Raw genomic sequence first — 17,962 nt, 5'->3', positions numbered from 1 at the left:
ACGTCCTGAGGCGGTCCAACTCTCGATCCCGGCGACGCTGGCCGCGATCGTTACGTACGTCCGCCAGGAGCGCACCGCCCAAGGCGATGACCGCACCCAATGCCGGTGCTCGCGATCGGGATCCAGATGGGGTTGGTCATGACCGCATAATGGTGCACCGCCACCAGACCGGATGCCCCCACCCGACGCCGTTGGTGGGCCGCTCGAACTGCCGGCCGAACTCGACCGTCGATCCGATCAGGTCCGGCGCCGATCCGATCAGGTCCGGGTCGACAGGTCCCTGATCAGCTCCTCGAGGACCAGTTCCTCCTCGACCCGGACGCCGTGGCGTCGCATGGCCGGGGTCAGGCCGGAATCCCATTCCGACTCGACCGGCGTGCCGCGCAGCGACCCCGGCGCACCGGCATGGACCGCGCTCAGGTACGCCGAGGTGTCGTACCGCCACGGTCGCCACGGCACGCGGGTGCGGAGCAGGTTGGCGATCCGGACACCACCCCAGTCGAAGTCGCCGTGGTAGAACAGCTCGCATCCGCTGTCCGCCAGGGCGGACAGCAGACGCACCGCCGCGGTTGTCGGCTGACCGTTGACACAGACCAGGGGCGGACAGAACCGGCCGAGCCGGTCCGCTGCGGCAGCGAGAACCGTCGGATTCTCACAGACGTGGACCCGAGTAGCGGGGAAGCCGGGCCGCTCACGAGCGACCTGCCGCAGGGTGAGCACCATCGGTTCGCCGAGGTCGACGGCGGACGAGGTGAGGGCGTGCAGCCGACTGCCGGGCACGGCCGGCAGGTTGAGCACCAGCATGGTCGAGGACAACTCGTCGACAAGTACGCCGGCCGCGTCCCACAGCGCCCGCCGCTGCTCGGCGGCGGAGGCGGGCAGTTGCCGGGCGCCCCACCAGATGGCCCGCACGGCGGAGAGCACGAGCGTCGAGAGCGGACGGTCGGAGTCGAGCGCGTGCGCGTCACCCGTGGTCTGGACCGCCAGCCGCGCCAGCGGTACACCGGCGGCGGGCAACTCGTCGAGCACGGCGACCAGATCGGCGGTGAGTCGGGCCGCCGCGTCCGGGACCCTGCCGAGACGCCGCAGCAGCGCCACCGTGCTCGCGTCGACGCACCAGTCGAACAGCTCCGCCCGGCGTCCGCTCAGGGCCTCCAGCGGGGCAAGCGCCACGTGCCACGCGGCCGCCTCCGCCGCCCGGACGTCCGCGAGGACGGTGACTGCTCCACCGAGCAGCTCGAGCGCGGCGACCAGGCCGTCGCTGTGCATTCCGCTGCGCCGGACGACGCGGTCGAGATCGTCGAGGTTGACCGTGAGCGAGCCACCGCGCCCGGGACGCCGTCCCAGCAGCCGCTCCACCGCCTGCCGCTCCTCCGGTGTCGGACGGTCGAGCGAGAGGGTGCCGGTGAGTGCCCGGCCGTGGGCCAGCCGGCGACGTAGCCGTTGCACGAGCCGGGCCGTCTCCGTTCCACCGAGTTGGCGGCGCAGCCGGCCCAGGTCCGTCACTCGACGTTCCAGAGCCTCGGCGACTGTTCGTCGGGATCGGCGGTGGCCGGCGGGTCGCCGGGCTCCGGATCGCGCTGCCGGGGCGGCTGCGCCACGGCGCGGGGAAGCCGGCGCCGTTCACGGCCGTCCCACCGCCACGGCGTGACCAGGACGGCGTCGATGCCCTCGTGCCGGGCCAACTGGGCGATGCCGAGACCGGGGACCTGCGGGTAGCAGCCCCACTCGCGCTCGCTGGTCATCACCACGTCCAGGTCGAAGGTGGCGAGCAGACCGAGGCACTTGGCTCGGGAGTCGTCGTCGACCCCGGCGAACGCCTCGTCGAGCGCGATCAGTCTCGGGGCGTACGGGTTGCCCGTGGAGCCGTAGTACGACGAGGCGGCCGCGAACAGGGGGATGCTCGCGGCGAGCACCCGTTCGCCGCCGGAAGCCGGGCCGGTCGCCGGACGCCACTGCCCGTCCTGGCGGCGCTGCACGGCGAACTCGTGCCAGGCGCGGTAGTCCAGTGCCCGGGTGAGCTGTTCGGCCCAGGTGGCCGCCTCGTCGCGCAGGCGTTCCCGGTCGATCTGCTGTTGCAGGAACGCGCCGACCGTACGGCGGTCGTCGTCGTTCCACACGTCGGTGCTCTGTCGCAGCTGGCGGGCGCGCAACTCGGCCAGACCGGTGGGCGCGTCCCTCGTCGGCCGCCAGAGCAGTCGCAGCCGCATCCCGGTCGACGTCGGACGCGCCTCCAACTCGCCGTTCATGCTCTCCACCTGCCGTTCGGCGCCGGAGATGAGTTCCTGCAGCGCCCCGGCGACCTCGTTGACCAGGTGGTTCTCCAGCACCTCCCGCTCGTGGGCGGAGAGCACGCGCTGCCGCTCCTCGATCTCGCCGACGAGCGCGGCGGCGAGGTCGGTCACGGTACGGGAGCGTCCCTGGAACGCCACCTCCACGACCATCGTGTCTTCCCGTACCGCGGGCAGTACCTGGTGCCCGTGCCGGGAGAGGTTGTCGGCGAGCAGCTTGACGTCGACGCTGACCTGTTGTTGCAGGCGTTCCCACCGGGCGTGGTCGGTGTCGACCTCGGCGAGCATCCGGTCCACGCCACGGGCGAGCGTCACCGCCGGGGTGGCCGCCCAGGGCTGTCCTGGATCGGGCAGCTCCAGGCCGGGACAGACCAGGTCGATCAGACCGGTGCCGGCGAAGGCGCGGAGCGCTTCGACGGCACCGTCCCGGCTGCGGCTGACCTCGTCGAGTTCCCGTTCGAGCCCGTCCTGCCGGCCGCTGGCGACACCGCGCGCGTCGCGCGCCGCGCCCTCCTGCTCCCGGGTGTAGCGTTGGGCTTCCTCACACCCGGCCAATGCCCTGGTCGCTTCGCTGATCTGCCGTTGGAGTTCGGCGACGGAGGCGCCGGCGGTTGCGTCGAGCGTGTCGAACTCGATCTGGGCCGTCGTCGCCTGTTCCTGGGCCGAAGCGGCCTCATCGGCGGCTGGATCGAGCCGGGCCAGCCGCTCCTGGTACGCCCGCCGGGCCTCGCCGCGCCGCCTCGCCGCCGCCTCCGCGCCGGTCACCGTCGGCCACCACGCGGCGAGCGCCACCTGGTACGCCTGTAGCCCGTCGCGTACCGTGGCGAGGTCCTCGGCGGCGTAGGGCAGGCCGACGTCGGCGGCGAAGTCGGTTGCCTCGGCGAGCGCGGCGGCGGCGGCCTGAGCGGCGGTCTCCAGTTCCGTCCGGGCCTCGTCCCGCCGGGCGAACGTCTCCCGGCGGTGGTCGTAGGCGGTCCGTACCAGGGTGTGCGCCTCGTGTACCGGTTGGTCGGACGGGAGCCCTTCGGCCTCCTCGGTGACCTGTCTGCGCCGCTCGTCGAGTGCGGCGCGCTGACCGTCGATGTCGTCGACGAGCGCAGACAGTTCGCCGGCCTCGTGCCGCAGCCGGGCGATCCGGGTCCGGCGGGCCGCCGCTCGGGCCCCGTCGCCGATGTGTTCCGCCGCCGGTTTCGTCCACCGTCCGGCGACGACTCCGGTGCCGTACCGGCCGTCCGCGTCGACCCAGGTCACCGCGGCCGACCCGGCGCCATAGCCGATCGCGGCCAGTACGTCGGCCACCAGCCGGTCGGTGAGCGCGGCGGCGGCGGGATCGGCGGTGTCGATGGCCGGCCGGAGCAGCCCGTCGAGGTTCGCCGGCACGGAAGGGGTGGGCCGCAGCACCGTGTCGCCGGAGGCCGGGTCGCGCAGCGACCCGTCCGGGTCGAGCCAGGCGTCGAGCACACCGGCGGCTTCCAGGGCGGCCTCGATGCCGGCTCGGTCGGCGTCCGGCATGCTCTCCGCGAAGTCGATCACCCGCCACAGTGGCGCACCGGATCGGTCCGCCCGTACCTCGGGAACCCGGGTGTGCGGTGCCGGTGGCGGCTGGTGTACGCCGTCGGCGAGCCGTCGCAACTCCGCGTCGATCTCGTCCAGCCTCGAGCGGGCACGGCGGTGCTCGGCCTCCAGAGTGGCGTCGTGCCGGGCGATCGCCTCGGTGGCCGAGGTGGCGGCGCGGGCGATCTCCCTGGTCGCCGGGTTGTCGCCGGCCAGCCCGGAAACCCACAGCTCCAGCCGGGCGAGTACGGCGTCCGGGTCGGCGACGGGCAGTTCGACCAGGCCGGTGAGGTGCATTCGGACCCGTCGTACCAGTAGGTCGCCCTGCTGCGTCGCGGCCGTCTCCGCATCGACGATCCGCAGGTCGGCGGCGGCCAACTCACCGTCGAGCCGGTCCAGATCCCCGCGCGCCCGGTCCGCTTGCTCCTGCGCGGCGCCGGCCGCCTCGCGCAGCCGGTCGAGGGTACGCAGGGCGCTGGTCCACGCCTCGATCAACTCCGTGGCGGCGCGGGTAGCCCCGACCACCCCTGCGGTCCCGGCGCGGCCCGCTCCGGTCTGGTCGCCGGTCCCGATGCCGCTCGTGGTGGTCGCCTCGCCCGTCGTGGTGGTCGCCTCGCCCGTCGTGGTGGTCGGCTCGCCCGTCGGGTCGGTAGAGAGTGCGGCAACCACGCGGTCCCGGTGCCGATCAGCGATCATCGCCCGCTCGGCGTTCTCCGACACCTCGCGCCGGGCGGCCGTCTCGGCCTCTGCGGCGTGCCGCAGTTCGCCGGCTGCCTCGTCCAGGACCCGGCGGTTGCGCGCGACGTCCGACTCGATGTCGTGCAGGTGTTCCTGCTGGCGGCGGGCGAACCCGGCCCGCTGCTGGGCGATCTCCCGAAGCCGGTGCAGGTGTTCCGCCGTCCGCGCCTCCGGGCTCTCCGCGAGCGCCTGCCGCCGTGCCGTCAACTCCCGGTGCTCGTGGCCGAGTTCACCGAGCTGGGACTGCGCCTGCGCGACCCGCTCGTCCGCCTCCGCGTACGCCCGTTGCGCCTCGGCGAGGTCGCGGCCGAACTGCTCGTAGCGGCTGTGCAGGTGACGCAGGACGCCGGCCTTTCGCTTGGTCGCCACCTGCCCGTACCGCCGGTAGCGGGCGAGGAATTCGTCGGCCGCGCGCTTCGTCTCGGCCAGCTCCCGCAGCGTTTCCCGCTCGTCGTCGAGGCTGCGGAATGCCTCGGCGACCTGGGCGATCAGGTTGTCGTCGAGCGGCGGCAGGGCGTCGCTGAGCGCCCGCGAGAGACTCTTCTCGTCCGGGCGCTTCGACAGCTGTGGCTGGCGCAGCTTGATGAGCAGCGAGATCAGTGCCTCGTACCGGTTGCCGAGCCCGAACAGTGCCTCGTCGACGGCACGCCGGTAGTCCGCCGCGCGGTCGTAGACCAGGCCGGTGCCACCGAGCGCGTCCCGGAGCCGCTCCCGGGCCAGCGCCGTGCCGGTCGGGCTGAGCAGCCGGAGGTCCTCGCCGACCCGTTGACTGGTGACGAAGAACCAGTGCCGGGCGATGCCGCGTCCGGCGACCGCCTTCAGTCCGGCACCGACGGTCAGGAAGTGCGTCCTGCCGTCGGCGTCCCGGCGCCCGAACTCCAGCCAGGTGTACCCGAGCCGTTCGGGGTGGGGGTGCCGGCCACCGAGCAGCAGGTTCCACTCCATCCGCTTGTTCGGGTCCCCGTCCGGCTCCACCCGGTACGGTGCGAGGTCGCCGTCGAGCAGGAACGGCATGGTCAGCGCCAGCACCTTCGACTTGCCGGTGCCGTTGTTGCCGCGCAGCAGCAGGCTGCCGCCGTGGAAGTGGAACTCCTCCTGGTCGTAGTAGAAGATGTCCACCAGGCCGGCGCGCAGCGGCTGCCACCGCTCCCGCTCCGGCAGGGGCAGTGCCTGGCGCGAGGGCCCCGTCATGGGACGACTTCCTTCCGTTCTCGGATGGTCGGTTCGGCCAGGGCGTACCGGGCGATCGCCGGACGGGCGACCACGAGCGGGTCGTCGGCCGGCTCGACGCTGATCAGTTTGAGCGCGCGCAACGCTTCCAGCGCCGTCGCCACGAGGTCGATCTCGGCGCCCGGGTCGGTCGCGTGCTTGCGCCAGTAGGACCGGTGTTCCCGGGCCAGCTTCCGGGTGTGCCGGTGCAGCTCGCTGACCCGTACGCCCCGGTCGGCCGTGGCGATCCGCTCGGCCAGCAGCAGGGTCAGGTGGCTCTGCATGCCTTCTGCGGGCATCCGCACGTCGGTCAGTTCGTCGGCCGGGTCCACCAGGGCGATCCCCTCGGCCCGCACCTCGGCGACCAGTCCGGTCAGCTGGGTGATCCGGTTGACCAGGGCGAAACGCTGACTGGTCAGATAGGCCCGTTCGGGGTCGGAGAGTTCGTCGTAGTAGAGCACCGGCTGTTCCAGCAGGAGCCGGGTCAACCGGTGGCGCAACGCCCGGTTCCGGGCGTCGTCGATGTCCAGGACGACATCCTGGGTCAGTGCGCCCAGCCGCCCGGCAGGGGTCGACTCGGAGATCATCGACGGGCCGCGCGCGGCGGCGAGCAGCCCGGAGATGACCCGGCGGTCCACGTCGTAGAGAACGTCGCCGCTGCCACCCAGATACGCGTCCTCGTCGCCGGCCACCCGGCGCAGCACGCCCCAGCGCAGCAGCAGCCGAACCACGGCCACCATGTCGGCGCGGCGCTCCCGCCGCTGGAGGGTGAACGTGAAGCCGGTGCCGGCCAGCGCCGGCTCGGCGGCGGCCAGCATGATCTCCTCGGCCAGCCGGCCCAGGGTCACCTGGCCGTCGGCACGTTCCAGCACCGCCAGAGCCAGACAGGTCAGCACGTACCGCTGCCGGGAGAACGGGGTCTTCGCGCGGGGATCGCGGGCGGGATGGGTCTCGTCGTGCGGGTCGGCGGTGAGTTTCATGAGCCGGATCGTCTGCGCGTCGGCGACGAGCCGCCAGCCGGTCTCGCGTTCGAACCACTCCCGGAGCTCCGCCGCGTACGACCGGACCAACTGGAACTCTTCGTCGTCCGCGAGACCGGCGACCAGCAGTGGACGGGCGAGCAGGATCCGCGCCGCCTGCCGCAGCCGGGCTACGGGCTCGTCGGCGACGGAGAGCCGGGCCCTGCTCAACGGGCGGTCAGGGCGCGGGCTGGGTCGAGATCGGTGATCTCGACCAGGTGGTCGGGGCCGGTGAGCACGCCATCCCGGGTGACGATGCGTACCGGCGGAGCGTGCGCGATCCGGACGAGCCGGACCAGCAGCGTACCGTCGGACGTGGCGGTGACCACCTCGTCGGCGTCCGGCCGCCGTACGGCGAGCGCGTCGCCGAGCAGTTGCAGGAAGAGCTGGAACTCGACGCTGTCCAGCTCGCCGAGATGCGAGAGCGTGGTCGGGCCGTCGGTGGCGAGCGCGGCGCGGGCCCGGGCAGCCTCCGCGGCCTCGCGTTCCATCCGCTCGCCGAGGAGTCGGCGCTGCTCGGAACGGTCGATCACCCGGTTCGGGGAGCCCCGCCGCTCGTACGACCCGGTCCGGCGCAGCCGAGGGCTGATCTCCAGGCGTGGTGCCCGTGACCAGGAGACGGAGGCGGGCAACGGCTGTTCCTCGACCAGGGCGAGGCTCTCCGCCGTGGTGCTGAGATGGCGTGCGGGGGAGAGCCCGAAGGCCGTGTGCCAGAGTCGGTGCGCGGACTCGTCGTCGGGGGCCTCGGCGAACCAGAGCGCCAGGGTTCGGAAGTCGGCGGAGCGGTCGGATCGTCCGGCCCGCCGTTCGTTGATCGCCGTCACCGTGCCCAACAGTTGGCGGATCGCACCGATCGCCGCCGACCGCAGCAGCCTGGCCTGCGACTGCCGGCCGCCGTCGGCACTGACGAACCAGTCGCGCAGGCCGTGCCAGCGTTGCCGCCATGCCGCCAACGCTTCCCGCGCGACGGCCCGCTGCGCCTCCCCGTCGGCGTCGTCGACCGGAGCGGCGTCGCTCGCCTCGCGGTGTGCCGCCACCTCCAGGAGCGGGAGCACACCCGCCTCCTCGATCTGACCGGCCAGAGCGGCGATCTCGGCGCCGCGGTTGGCGAGGTCGGCGATGAACCGTTCGAGGTACGAGATCAACTGCTCCTTGTACGCCAGGAAGACGTCGACCTCCGCGTCGGCGAAGTCGACGGTACGGCGGAGCGAGGCCATGAACGCCTGCGCGTTGTCGGCCAGTCCGGTGAACCGGTCGACCAGACTCATCAACAGCAGGTGCGTCTTCGCCGGATCCGGCGGGTCACCGGCCGCCCCGCCGGCGGCGATGGCCAGCAACGCGCGCAGTTGGGCCGCGATGTCCGACAGTGCGACGGACTGCAACGCCCCGCGCCGCGCCACCGTCTCCTCGTAGACGGCGATCGCCTGTTCGGCGGCGTGGCCCTCGGGGCTGAGCTGATAGAGGTAGCGGGCCCGGTGGAAGTCCTCGACGGTGGTGACCCGCCCGGTGTCCGGGTCGGCGCGCAGGTTGCCCCACTCGGCGAGCTGGGTCAGGGCGGCGGTGACCGCCTCGGCCGATGTGCCGACACCGAGTTCCGCGAGGACGTCCTCCGGCCGAAGATGCACCGTGAAGCGTTGCTTCGCGCGGACGAACGTTGCCAGGACGACCCGGTAGAGCGCCGCGTTCTGCGCTTGTAGATGTGCGAAGGGCTGTGCGGAGGGATCGGTCCGGGCGGACATCAGGCCATCATCGCACCGGCGGCGTGCTCTCGGTCGCACAGACCCGGCGTTTCGAGACGGCTACGGCGGCGAGCCCGCGTGGCCCCGTCATGGTGGTGGCGACATCCGCTGGCTCGGAAACAGATCAGGTCATCGCCGAGCTGCGCGGCGTGGCCCGCGAGGCGATCGACTGTGTGCCGGGCGCGCTGCGCCGGGCGGGAAGTTCGGAGTTCGTACCGGCTCGGCACGAGGAGACCGCGGCGTTCATGGCTGTCGGCCACGCGAAGAACACCGGTGGGGCCGGTGTGTCTGTCGACCCAGACCAGCACAGGGAGCCGTCGAATAGGTGGAGCCGGTCGTGGGTACTGGGCAGCCATGACGACGCGCGACGACGCCATTCTGGTAGGCGGTCCTCGGAACGAGACGCTCGTGACGTCCGGGGACGCCGGCCTGATCGAGATCGAACTCGACGGGTTGATCCACCGCTACATTCGGACCACCGCAACCCGGAACCGCGAGGGCACGACCCTGACCGTCTACAACTATGACGGTGAGGTGGCGCCGGGCGGTGGCGAGTCGGGCTCCGAGAACGCCGCCGCCCGGGTCGCATCGCCGTTGGCGACCAGGCGGTCTTCGGAACTACCGACGTCGGGCACCACCGGCTGATCCACCTTGGCGCTCTTTGGCGCGGTGGTCCTCCAGCAGTCGGGCGATTGTCCGGTCCGGGAGTGCCGAAGCGGGTCCGGGGTAGAAGAGCGGCCATGACACCGGTGGTGGGACATGCGGCTTCGTCGCTCTGACCTCGGCGCTCCCGGATACGGCCGACGCAGGCGGGGGCGTGGGGTCACGTTTTTCGATTCCGAGGGGCGGGCGATCAGCGACCCGGCGCAACTTCGCCGGTTGCGTGACCTCGCCATCCCGCCGGCCTGGCGACAGGTGTGGATCTCGCCCGACCCGCGAGGCCACATCCAGGCCACCGGCATCGACGACGCCGGGCGCAAGCAGTACCTGTACCACCCGGTGTGGCGGGACCGGCGGGATCGCGAGAAGTTCGCGCACGTCATCGAGGTCGCCGGACACCTCGGCCAACTGCGTAAGCAGATCGAGAACGATCTGCGTGAGCGCGGGCTGACCCGGTCGCGGGTGCTGGCCACCATCGCCCGTCTGCTGGACCTGGGGATGTTCCGGATCGGCGGCGACCAGTACGCGGCCGGGGAGGCGCCGACGTTCGGTGTCGCCACGCTGCGTCCGGAGCACGCTCGGGCGGCCGCCGGCTGTGTGGTGCTGGAATTCCCGGCCAAGGGCGGAGTGGAGCAGAGCCGACGGGTGACCGATCCGGACGCCTGCCAGGTGCTGCGGGACCTGAGGCGGCGGCGCCGGGGGCAGGACCGGTTGTTCGGTTACTGGGAGCGGCGGTGCTGGCGGGACGTACGCGCCGAGGACGTCAACGACTACCTCCGCGAGGCCAGCGGCACGGACATGACGGCGAAGGACTTCCGTACCTGGCACGCGACCGTGCTCGCGGCCACCCGCCTGGCTGCGGCCGGGACCCGGAACTCGGAGGCGAAGCGGCGGCGGGTGGTGGCCGGGGTGATGCGGGAGGTCGCCGACCTGCTCGGCAACACCCCGGCGGTCGCACGGGCCTCGTACGTCGACCCCCGGCTTCTCGATCTCTATCGGGACGGCCGGCTCGGACCGCTGGAAGGAACGTCCGGCCCGGCCGCCGAGCGCACCGTGCTCGCCCTGCTCGGTGACTGATCCCGCCACCCCGCTCACGGGTAGTGGGTGAGTCCCCCGCTCCGTGGACGTCGGCGAACGCCGCCGCCGGCCCGCCGGCGAATCCCGGGCCGCGCGGCTACCGGGGTACGAGGACGAAACCGCTGCGGGGCCGGGTGGGTATCCGGTGCAGTGGGATGTCGAGATCCTGCCGTGGCACCTCGTAGTCGAGGGTGGACAGCCGGGCGGTGAGCGTGTTCAGCAGAGCGACTGTGGTTTTCTCGCCCGGGCAACGGTGGCCGGTTCGTGGATCGCCACCGCCCTGGGGCACCAGGTCGAAGGCGCCGATCTTCCGGCCGAGGAACCGGTCGGCGTCGAAGGCGTACGGGTCCGGCCAGAGCTTCGGGTCGTGGTTCTGGCCGTACAGGTCGAGCAGGACCAGCGAGCCGGCCGGAATCGGTACCTCCTGCCAGACGAGATCACGAGCCGCCCGGCCGCCGACGAACGGTGCGAACGGATAGAACCGCCGGACCTCGTGCCCGAATGCCGCGACGTGGTCGGTGCCGCCGGAACGCAGCCGCTCGCGCGCTTGCGGCCAGCGGTGCAGGGCGTGCGCGGCGAAGGTGACGTACCAGCAGACCGCCACGGTCGGGCGGAGCAGGTTGAGTACCTCCACCGCCGCGACCACGGGATCGAGCGGCTCGCCCTCGGTGTCCCGGTACCGTGCGACAAGCTCGACCGGCGAGCCGGGAAGAACCGGCGATCCGGCGGCCGATCCCGGTGATCCGGTGGCCGACTCCGGTGATCCGGCGGCCGATCCGGGTGATCCGACGGCCGAATCCGGATCGGCGCGCCGGATTCGCCGGACGAGATCGGCCAGCCACTGCTCCCGGTGGCTGCGGGCGCGCCGGGCCCGCCAGTGTCGGGGCCCGAGCGAGCCGAAGCCGTCGACCATCGCGACCAGGTCGGCGGCGAGCGGAGCGACCTCCGGCTCGGCCAGCGGGATCCCGACCCACTGGCACACCGCGCGGGTGAGCATCTGGCTGACCTCGTCGAACAGCACCACGGGCCGCACCGCGTCCCAGGTCTCGACCGTCTCGTCCCAGGCCCGCCCGACGTACGTCTCGAGGGTCGCGATCCCCTCGGCGGTGAGCAGCGACGTGAAGATCGCCTTCCGGTGGCGATGATCGGCACCGTCGAGCGTGTGCACCGCGCCCCGACCGAAGAGCGTGACCTGCACCGGGCCCGGGATGGCGCCGTGCCGCCGGATGTGCTCCTCGTCGTAGAAGAACCGGGCCGCGTCCGGCCCGTACAGCCCGACTGCCGGCTGGCCCAGCAGTCGTACCTGCACCGTTTCCGTCCCGTACCGGCGCCGTAGGTTGGGCAACCAACCGTAGCCCTGCACGGCCAGCCGCAGGCTCTGGTCACTCGGAAGTGCGCGGAGCGGAAGCATGCTGCCCTCCATGCCCCGATCACCCCTCACTAAACCCGGGCCCGGACGTGCGGCGACGGGGTCCCAGCGGTCAGTCCGCGACGATCAGTGCCTGTGGTGCGGCCTGCTTGATCCGGGTCCGTAGCCAGGCGAGCTGGATCGTCGTCTCGCCTTCGCCGCCCTCGACGACCGAGAGCAGGTCCCGGTCACGTACGCCCTGTGCCGCCTGCTTGACGACGGTCCAGCAGATGTCGCACTCGCTGGTCATGAGGTAGAGGTCCTGTAGATCGCGGAGCAGGCCGAGGCCGCCGGTGCGGGTGCCCCGGAAGAGTTCCGAGTGCAGCCGGTCCGGCTCGTCGGGCGCCTGTTCGGCGTAGCGGCGCGCGAAGGGGTCCAGCCGGTCGGCCTGGGCGGCGCACTGCCGTGCGAGCCGCTGGCAGCACAAGCGTACGTCCGGCTCGTCGCCGTGCACGTCCGCGACCTCCCGGTAGGCGCCGTCGAGGTTGCTCAGCGAGCGGTGCAGTAGGCCGAGGTAGTGGGCGAGCTGCATCGGTCAGTCCTCCCGGATCTCGGCGCTGCTCACGGCGTCGGGGCCGCCGACCGTGGCGGGAACTTCCGGGTCGGCCGGCGCGCCGGCACCGACGGTGGGTGCCGGTGCGAAGGATCCCGCCGCGTCCGCGACCTTCGTCAGCCGGGCTGCCGCCACCTTGAACAGCGGTTGCTTCGACACCGGATCCCAGCCGGTGATGGTCAACTCGTTGGCGGCACGTTCCCGCTGCGGTCCGGACACGTCCCAGTAGCCGTAGTGGAACGGTACGAACACCACGCCGGGACGGATGCCGCAGACGCGCACCCGGGCCCGTACGGTGCCCCGGGCCGACTCGACCCGGGCCAGGTCGCCTTCGGCCAACCCGACGCGCTTGGCGTCCTCGGCGCTCACCTCCACCCAGACCTCGGGTGCGGCGTTGTTGAGCTGGGGTGCGCGCCCGGTCTTGGTCCGGGTGTGGAACTGGTAGACGGTCCGGCCGGTGGTGAGCAGCAGCGGATATTCCTCGCTCGGCACCTCCGGTGATGGTTCGTAGTCGAGCGCGTGCAGGAACGCGCGTCCGCCAGGTTGCTTGGCCCGGTATTCGGCGGCGGGGAGTTCGGCGCCGGTACCGAGATCCTGGCCGTACGTCTCGGAGTACTCGGGGTCGGTGTTGAACTGTCCGTCGATGTAGAGCCGCTCGGTCCCGTCCGGGTTCGCCTCGGTGCACGGCCACTGGATGCCGCTGCCGCCGCGCAGCCGGTCGTAGCTGATGGCGGTGTAGTCGCAGGGGCGTCCCCGGGAACACTCCTTCCACGCCTCGAACGCCGACTCCGGATCGGTCCAGGTGATCAGCGGACCGCCGTCCCGGTCGCGGAAGTCCATCCGGCGGGCGTAGTCGAGGAAGATGTCCAGGTCCGCGCGGGCCTCGCCGGGTGGCTCGACCGCCTTCTCCGACAGGTGTACGGTCCGGTCGGCGTTGGTGAAGGTGCCGAGCTTCTCGCCCCAGGTGGCGGCGGGCAGGACCACGTCGGCCAGTTCGGCGGTCTCGGTGAGGAACAGGTCCTGGACGACGAGGAACAGTTCCGGCTTGGCCAGGATGCGTCGGATCCGGGCCAGGTCGGGCAGGGAGACCGCCGGATTCGTCGCCGACACCCACAGCAGCTTGATCGACCCCTGCTCGGCGTACCGGAAGATCTGCATCGCGTGGGTCGGCGGGGCCCAGTGCGGGATGACGTCGGGTTCGACGTTCCACAGTCGGGCGAGTTGCCGGACGTGCTCCGGGTTCGCCCAGTTACGCAGGCCGGGCAGGTCGCCGTCGGCTCCGGTCTCCCGGGTGTTCTGCGCGGTCGGCTGCCCGTTCATCTGGCACACCCCGGCACCCGGGCGGCCGATCATGCCGCGGACGAGGTGCAGGTTGTTGACCTGACAGGCCGCCGCGGTGGCCTGGTTCGACTGGTAGAAGCCCTGCAACACCGACGAGAACAGGCGTTCGGCGGTGCCGAGCAGCTCCGCCGCCGCCTCGATCTGCCGTACCGGTACGTCGCAGATCTCGGCCACCCGGTCCGGCGGGTATCGGTCCACCACCCGGCACAACTCGTCGAAGCCGAGCGTGTGCGCGGTGACGTACTCCTTGTCGTACCAGCCGTTGCGGATCACCTCGCGGAGCAGCCCGTTGACCAGTGCCAGGTTGGTTCCGGCACGTACCGGGAGGTGCAGGTCCGCCTCCCGGGCCGCCGGGGTCTCGCGGGGGTCGACGACCAGCATCGCGGGCGGGTTGGGTCCGCGCCGCCGGTCGAGCATCCGCATCCAGAGCACCGCCTGGGTCTCCGCCACGTTGTGTCCCCAGAGCGCCAGGGCGTCGCAGTGGTCCACGTCGCGGTACGACCCCGGCTGCCCGTCGGTGCCGAAACTCGCCTTCAACGCGCTGGCCGCGGTGGCCGTACAGAGCCGGGTGTTGCCGTCCATGTGCGGGGTGCCGATCCCCGCCTTGCCGATCACGCCGAGTGTGTAGTAATCCTCGAGGAAGAGCTGGCCGCTGGTGTAGAAGCCGAAGTGGCCCCAGCCGCCCGGGCCGTCGAGCAGTTCCCGGGAGCGGTTCACCACCCGGCCCATCGCGGTCTCCCAGTCGGTCTCGACGAGCCGGTCGCCGTCCCTGACCAGCGGCCGGCGGAGTCGGTCCGGAGAGTTGTTCGCCTGCCACCCGTACAGGTCCTTCGGATCCAGCCGGCCGTGGTTGACCCGGTCCACCGCCCGGCCGCGTACCCCGACGATCCGGTCGCCGCGCACCGCGATGTCCATCGCGTCGCCGTTGGAGTGCAGCAACGACGCCGACTGCGTCCACCTGTCGACGTCCGCCTCGTCCACCCCGGGTTCGAGGAAGGTGTCGACCCGTACCGGCCACGACGGCTCGCCGTTTCCGGGTCCGTACGGCGTCCGGGGCCCCCAGGGATCAGCGATCCGATCAGCCATCACGGCCTCCAGCCAGGTTCAGACGGCGCCAGCACCACTGGCCGCCGTACCCGATTGGCTGCCGTACCCGATCCACCGTCGAGCAAACAGCCGTCGTCCCGCGCGCCGGCTCACCGGGTTCGCCGTTTCCGGCGTCGGTCGTCGGGTTCAGCCGGTCGGTTGTGGGTAGCAGTTCGGGCGGCGACGCAGCCATGGGGAGGTAACGACATGAAGGCATTGACCTGGCAGGGGAAGCGGGACGTTCGGGTCGAGGACGTGCCCGACCCGCGGATCGAGGAGCCGACGGACGCGGTCGTCCGGATCACCTCGACCGCCATCTGCGGCTCCGACCTGCATCTGTACGAGGTGCTCGGGCCGTACCTGAAGCCCGGCGACGTGCTCGGACACGAGCCGATGGGAATCGTCGAGGAGGTCGGTCCGGAGGTGACCCGGTTGCGGCCGGGCGACCGGGTGGTGGTGCCGTTCAACATCTCGTGTGGATCGTGCTGGATGTGCGAGCGGCAGCTCTACGCCCAGTGCGAGACGACCCAGGTGCGTGCCGAGGGCAAGGGCGCGGCACTGTTCGGCTACACCTCCCTGTACGGGTCCGTGCCGGGTGGCCAGGCGGAGTACCTCCGTGTCCCGCAGGCACAGTTCGGGCCGATCAAGGTGCCGGCGGGCGGCCCGGACGAGCGGTACCTGTACCTGTCCGACATCCTGCCGACCGCCTGGCAGGCGGTGCGGTACGCCGACACTCCGGCCGGCGGTACCCTCGCCGTCTTCGGGCTCGGCCCGGTCGGCCAGCTCTGCGCCCGGATCGGACGGCACCTCGGTGCGGGCCGGGTGATCGGCATCGATCTGGTTCCGGAGCGGTTGGAGATGGCCCGGCGGCACGGCGTCGAGGTGGTCGACGTGACCGACCTCGACGACGTACCGGGTGCGTTGATCGACCTGGTCGACGGTCGGGGGCCCGATTCGGTGATCGACGCGGTCGGGATGGAGGCGCACGGCTCCGGCCCGGGCAAGGTGGCGCAGACCGCGGTCGGGTTGCTGCCGGACAAGCTGGCACAGTCGATGACGGACCGGTTCGGAGTGGACCGGCTCGACGTGCTGCACGCCGCCGTCAAGTCGGTACGCCGCGGCGGCACCGTGTCGCTCTCCGGCGTGTACGGCGGGGAGGTCGATCCGATGCCGATGATGGAGATGTTCGACCGGGGCATCCAACTGAGGATGGGGCAGTGCCACGTACGGCGCTGGGTCGACGAGATCATGCCGCTGCTCTCCGACGACGATCCACTCGGCGTGCTGGACCTGCGTACCCATCGGGTGCCGCTGGCGCGGGCCCCGGAGGCGTACGAGATGTTCCAGCGCAAGCAGGACGGCTGCGTCAAGGTGGTCCTCGCACCGTGAGGATCACCGGTTTGCTGCCGTATGTCCCGGGCATGAGAGGCACCGCGACGTCGAATCTGTGAAGGGACGAACACAGTCATGACCAATCCCACCGGAAAGCCGCTCGCCGTCGTCACCGGCGCGTCCAGCGGCATCGGCTACGAACTCGCCAAGCAGTTCGCCCAGCACGGCTTCGACCTGGTGGTCGCGGCCGAGGACGACGACATCTCCCGCGCGGCCCGGGACTTCGAGGCGCTGGGCGCGACCGTCGAGGCCGTCCAGACCGATCTGGCCAGCTACGACGGCGTGGAGCGACTCTGCCGGCAGGCGACCTCGAACGGCAGGTCGATCGACGCGCTGGCGATCAACGCGGGGATCGGCGTCCACGGCGAGTTCGCCAGCACCAACCTGGACGACGAGCTGAGGCTGATCGACCTCAACGTGCGTTCGGCCGTGCACCTGGCCAAGCGCGGCGTACAGGACATGGTCGGGCGCGGCGAGGGGCGGATCCTGTTCACCTCGTCGATCGCCGCCACCCAACCGGGCCCGTTCGAGGCGGCCTACGCCGCCTCCAAATCCTTCCTCCTGTCGTTTTCGGAGGCCCTGCGTAACGAGCTCAAGGGCACCGGGATCACGGTGACCGCCCTGATGCCGGGGCCGACCGACACGGAGTTCTTCGAACGGGCCGGAATGCAGGACACCCGGGTGGGTGCGGGCAAGAAGGACGACGCGGCCGAGGTCGCCCGGCACGGCTTCGAGGCCCTGATGAAGGGCAAGGATCACGTCGTCGCCGGCTCGGTAAAGAACCGGGTGCTGGCCGGCGCCTCGAAACTCACACCCGAGACCGTCAAGGCGCAGATGCACCGCAAGATGGCCGAGCCAGGGTCCGGCAAGGACTGAACCGCACCCGGCAAGCCGGTGCGAGGAACCGTCGGTCCTGATGGTTCCTCGCACCGGCTTGCCAAAGGTCGGTTTTGTGGGTACTGGTCGAGGCGCCGCGGGGACAGAGCGCCGCGGTTTCTTTCCGCAGCCGTTTCCCGCCGAACCAAACCGGCTGGCCGTCCCGGGTCCGGTCGGGTGGCACCGTATAGTGATCGCCGCAGCCGACGCCCCCAGGCGCCGGCGAGTCAGCGTCCAGCAGCGGCGCGGCCGGATTCGGTCGACGAGTCCGTGCGGCGTCCCGTATCCGCGGTGCGCCACCACTACGCGCGCTGCCGTCGCCTCCCGTAACCGGTACGCGTGCCGGCCCACGAGGATCTCGACGTCATGGCGCAGCGACCCACCGATCCCACCGAGGCGTTCGCCGAGTTGGGCCGGATCAAACTCGGCGAAACCGATCTGTCCGGAGTGCTGACGCGGGTGTCCGAGCTGGCACAACGGACGATCCCCGGGGCCGACGAGGTGTCGGTGACGCTGCTGGGACAACGGGGCGCGCAGACCGCCGCGTTCACCGGTGAGATGGCGCTGCGCCTCGACGAGCTGCAGTACGAGTACGACCACGGCCCATGCCTGGACGCGGCCAGGGGCGCCGCCGTGGTTGCCGTTCCGGACATGACCGTCGAGGACCGCTGGCCGGACTGGACGGCCCGGGCCGTGGAGAACGGAGCCCGCAGTTCGTTGTCGATCGGGTTGCCGATCCAGGAGTCGGTGACCGGCGCCCTCAACATCTACGGCGTGAAGCCGGGTGCCTTCGACGACGACGCGGTCACGCTCGCCCAGACGTTCGCCGGGTACGCCGCCGTCGCCCTGGCCAACGCCCACCTGTACGACACCACCGCCACCCTGGCCGCGCAGATGCAGTCCGCCATGCAGAGCCGGGCCGTCATCGAACAGGCCAAGGGCATCATCATGGGCGAACGCCGCTGCACCGCCGACGAGGCGTTCGACATCCTCGCCAAGGTCTCCCAGGACTCGAACCG

At 71.6% G+C, this 17,962-nt stretch carries 12 protein-coding genes; 5 read left to right on the top strand and 7 right to left on the bottom strand.

Features of this window, described 5'->3' with window-relative positions; translation table 11 throughout:
• Window positions 1–258: 258 nt before the first annotated feature.
• Genes I0C86_RS27235 through I0C86_RS27220 form a run of 4 tightly spaced genes read right to left on the bottom strand, consistent with a single transcriptional unit; the run spans window position 259 to window position 8,550 of the window.
• Window positions 259–1,506 (bottom strand): TIGR02679 family protein, encoded by a 1,248-nt coding sequence (locus I0C86_RS27235; protein WP_196204147.1) that lies wholly within the window; start codon window positions 1,504–1,506, stop codon window positions 259–261.
• Window positions 1,503–5,774, bottom strand: a complete 4,272-nt coding sequence (locus tag I0C86_RS27230) for a TIGR02680 family protein (protein ID WP_196204145.1) — start codon at window positions 5,772–5,774, stop codon at window positions 1,503–1,505. Before I0C86_RS27230 ends, I0C86_RS27235 begins: the two co-directional genes overlap by 4 nt.
• The gene (locus I0C86_RS27225; RefSeq protein ID WP_196204144.1) at window positions 5,771–6,982 is read right to left on the bottom strand and encodes a TIGR02678 family protein; all 1,212 of its coding nucleotides are present in this window, start codon (window positions 6,980–6,982) and stop codon (window positions 5,771–5,773) included. The genes I0C86_RS27230 and I0C86_RS27225 overlap by 4 nt, the downstream gene beginning before the upstream one ends.
• Window positions 6,979–8,550, bottom strand: coding sequence for a TIGR02677 family protein (locus tag I0C86_RS27220; protein ID WP_196204143.1), 1,572 nt, complete (start codon window positions 8,548–8,550; stop codon window positions 6,979–6,981). Before I0C86_RS27220 ends, I0C86_RS27225 begins: the two co-directional genes overlap by 4 nt.
• A 408-nt stretch (window positions 8,551–8,958) precedes the next feature.
• Here I0C86_RS27220 and I0C86_RS27215 point away from each other — a divergent pair, with 408 nt between their 5' ends.
• Together I0C86_RS27215 and I0C86_RS27210 are read left to right on the top strand one after the other, a co-directional pair.
• Complete coding sequence (locus tag I0C86_RS27215) at window positions 8,959–9,195, top strand: hypothetical protein (protein WP_196204142.1); 237 nt, start codon at window positions 8,959–8,961, stop codon at window positions 9,193–9,195.
• Between the two features lie 114 nt (window positions 9,196–9,309).
• Complete coding sequence (locus I0C86_RS27210; RefSeq protein WP_196204141.1) at window positions 9,310–10,287, top strand: DNA topoisomerase IB; 978 nt, start codon at window positions 9,310–9,312, stop codon at window positions 10,285–10,287.
• 97 nt (window positions 10,288–10,384) lie between these two features.
• On the opposite strand, the gene I0C86_RS27205 is transcribed toward I0C86_RS27210, so the two are convergent.
• From I0C86_RS27205 to I0C86_RS27195, 3 genes are read right to left on the bottom strand one after another with little or no spacing between them, the layout of a single operon-like run.
• Window positions 10,385–11,710, bottom strand: a complete 1,326-nt coding sequence (locus I0C86_RS27205) for a cytochrome P450 (protein WP_230394876.1) — start codon at window positions 11,708–11,710, stop codon at window positions 10,385–10,387.
• Between the two features lie 58 nt (window positions 11,711–11,768).
• The gene (locus tag I0C86_RS27200) at window positions 11,769–12,227 is read right to left on the bottom strand and encodes a hypothetical protein (protein WP_196204139.1); all 459 of its coding nucleotides are present in this window, start codon (window positions 12,225–12,227) and stop codon (window positions 11,769–11,771) included.
• Window positions 12,228–12,230: 3 nt separating this feature from the next.
• A complete protein-coding gene (locus I0C86_RS27195) occupies window positions 12,231–14,675 on the bottom strand; it encodes a molybdopterin oxidoreductase family protein (protein ID WP_196204138.1) in 2,445 nt (814 codons plus the stop codon).
• Between the two features lie 207 nt (window positions 14,676–14,882).
• On the opposite strand from I0C86_RS27195, the gene I0C86_RS27190 reads away from it, so the two are divergent.
• The 3 genes from I0C86_RS27190 to I0C86_RS27180 form a co-directional block, all read left to right on the top strand.
• Complete coding sequence (locus I0C86_RS27190) at window positions 14,883–16,064, top strand: zinc-dependent alcohol dehydrogenase (RefSeq protein WP_196204137.1); 1,182 nt, start codon at window positions 14,883–14,885, stop codon at window positions 16,062–16,064.
• Window positions 16,065–16,142: 78 nt separating this feature from the next.
• Window positions 16,143–16,943 (top strand): SDR family NAD(P)-dependent oxidoreductase, encoded by an 801-nt coding sequence (locus tag I0C86_RS27185; protein WP_196204136.1) that lies wholly within the window; start codon window positions 16,143–16,145, stop codon window positions 16,941–16,943.
• Window positions 16,944–17,309: 366 nt separating this feature from the next.
• A partial coding sequence (locus tag I0C86_RS27180) for a GAF and ANTAR domain-containing protein (protein WP_196204135.1) occupies window positions 17,310–17,962 on the top strand: 653 nt, incomplete at its 3' end.

This window comes from Plantactinospora alkalitolerans (assembly GCF_015690345.1).
In the GTDB taxonomy this organism is placed as follows: Bacteria; Actinomycetota; Actinomycetes; order Mycobacteriales; family Micromonosporaceae; genus Plantactinospora; species Plantactinospora alkalitolerans.
The sequence above is the reverse complement of the archived record's forward strand: the minus strand, read 5'-3'. Positions and strand labels throughout refer to the sequence as shown.

Coding starts and splice junctions, on each gene's coding strand:
- I0C86_RS27230 (WP_196204145.1), bottom strand. CDS start 5,774: ATGACGGGGCCCTCGCGCCAGGCACTGCCCCTGCCGGAGCGGGAGCGG.
- I0C86_RS27220 (WP_196204143.1), bottom strand. CDS start 8,550: ATGTCCGCCCGGACCGATCCCTCCGCACAGCCCTTCGCACATCTACAA.
- I0C86_RS27210 (WP_196204141.1), top strand. CDS start 9,310: ATGCGGCTTCGTCGCTCTGACCTCGGCGCTCCCGGATACGGCCGACGC.
- I0C86_RS27205 (WP_230394876.1), bottom strand. CDS start 11,710: ATGGAGGGCAGCATGCTTCCGCTCCGCGCACTTCCGAGTGACCAGAGC.
- I0C86_RS27200 (WP_196204139.1), bottom strand. CDS start 12,227: ATGCAGCTCGCCCACTACCTCGGCCTACTGCACCGCTCGCTGAGCAAC.
- I0C86_RS27195 (WP_196204138.1), bottom strand. CDS start 14,675: ATGGCTGATCGGATCGCTGATCCCTGGGGGCCCCGGACGCCGTACGGA.
- I0C86_RS27190 (WP_196204137.1), top strand. CDS start 14,883: ATGAAGGCATTGACCTGGCAGGGGAAGCGGGACGTTCGGGTCGAGGAC.
- I0C86_RS27185 (WP_196204136.1), top strand. CDS start 16,143: ATGACCAATCCCACCGGAAAGCCGCTCGCCGTCGTCACCGGCGCGTCC.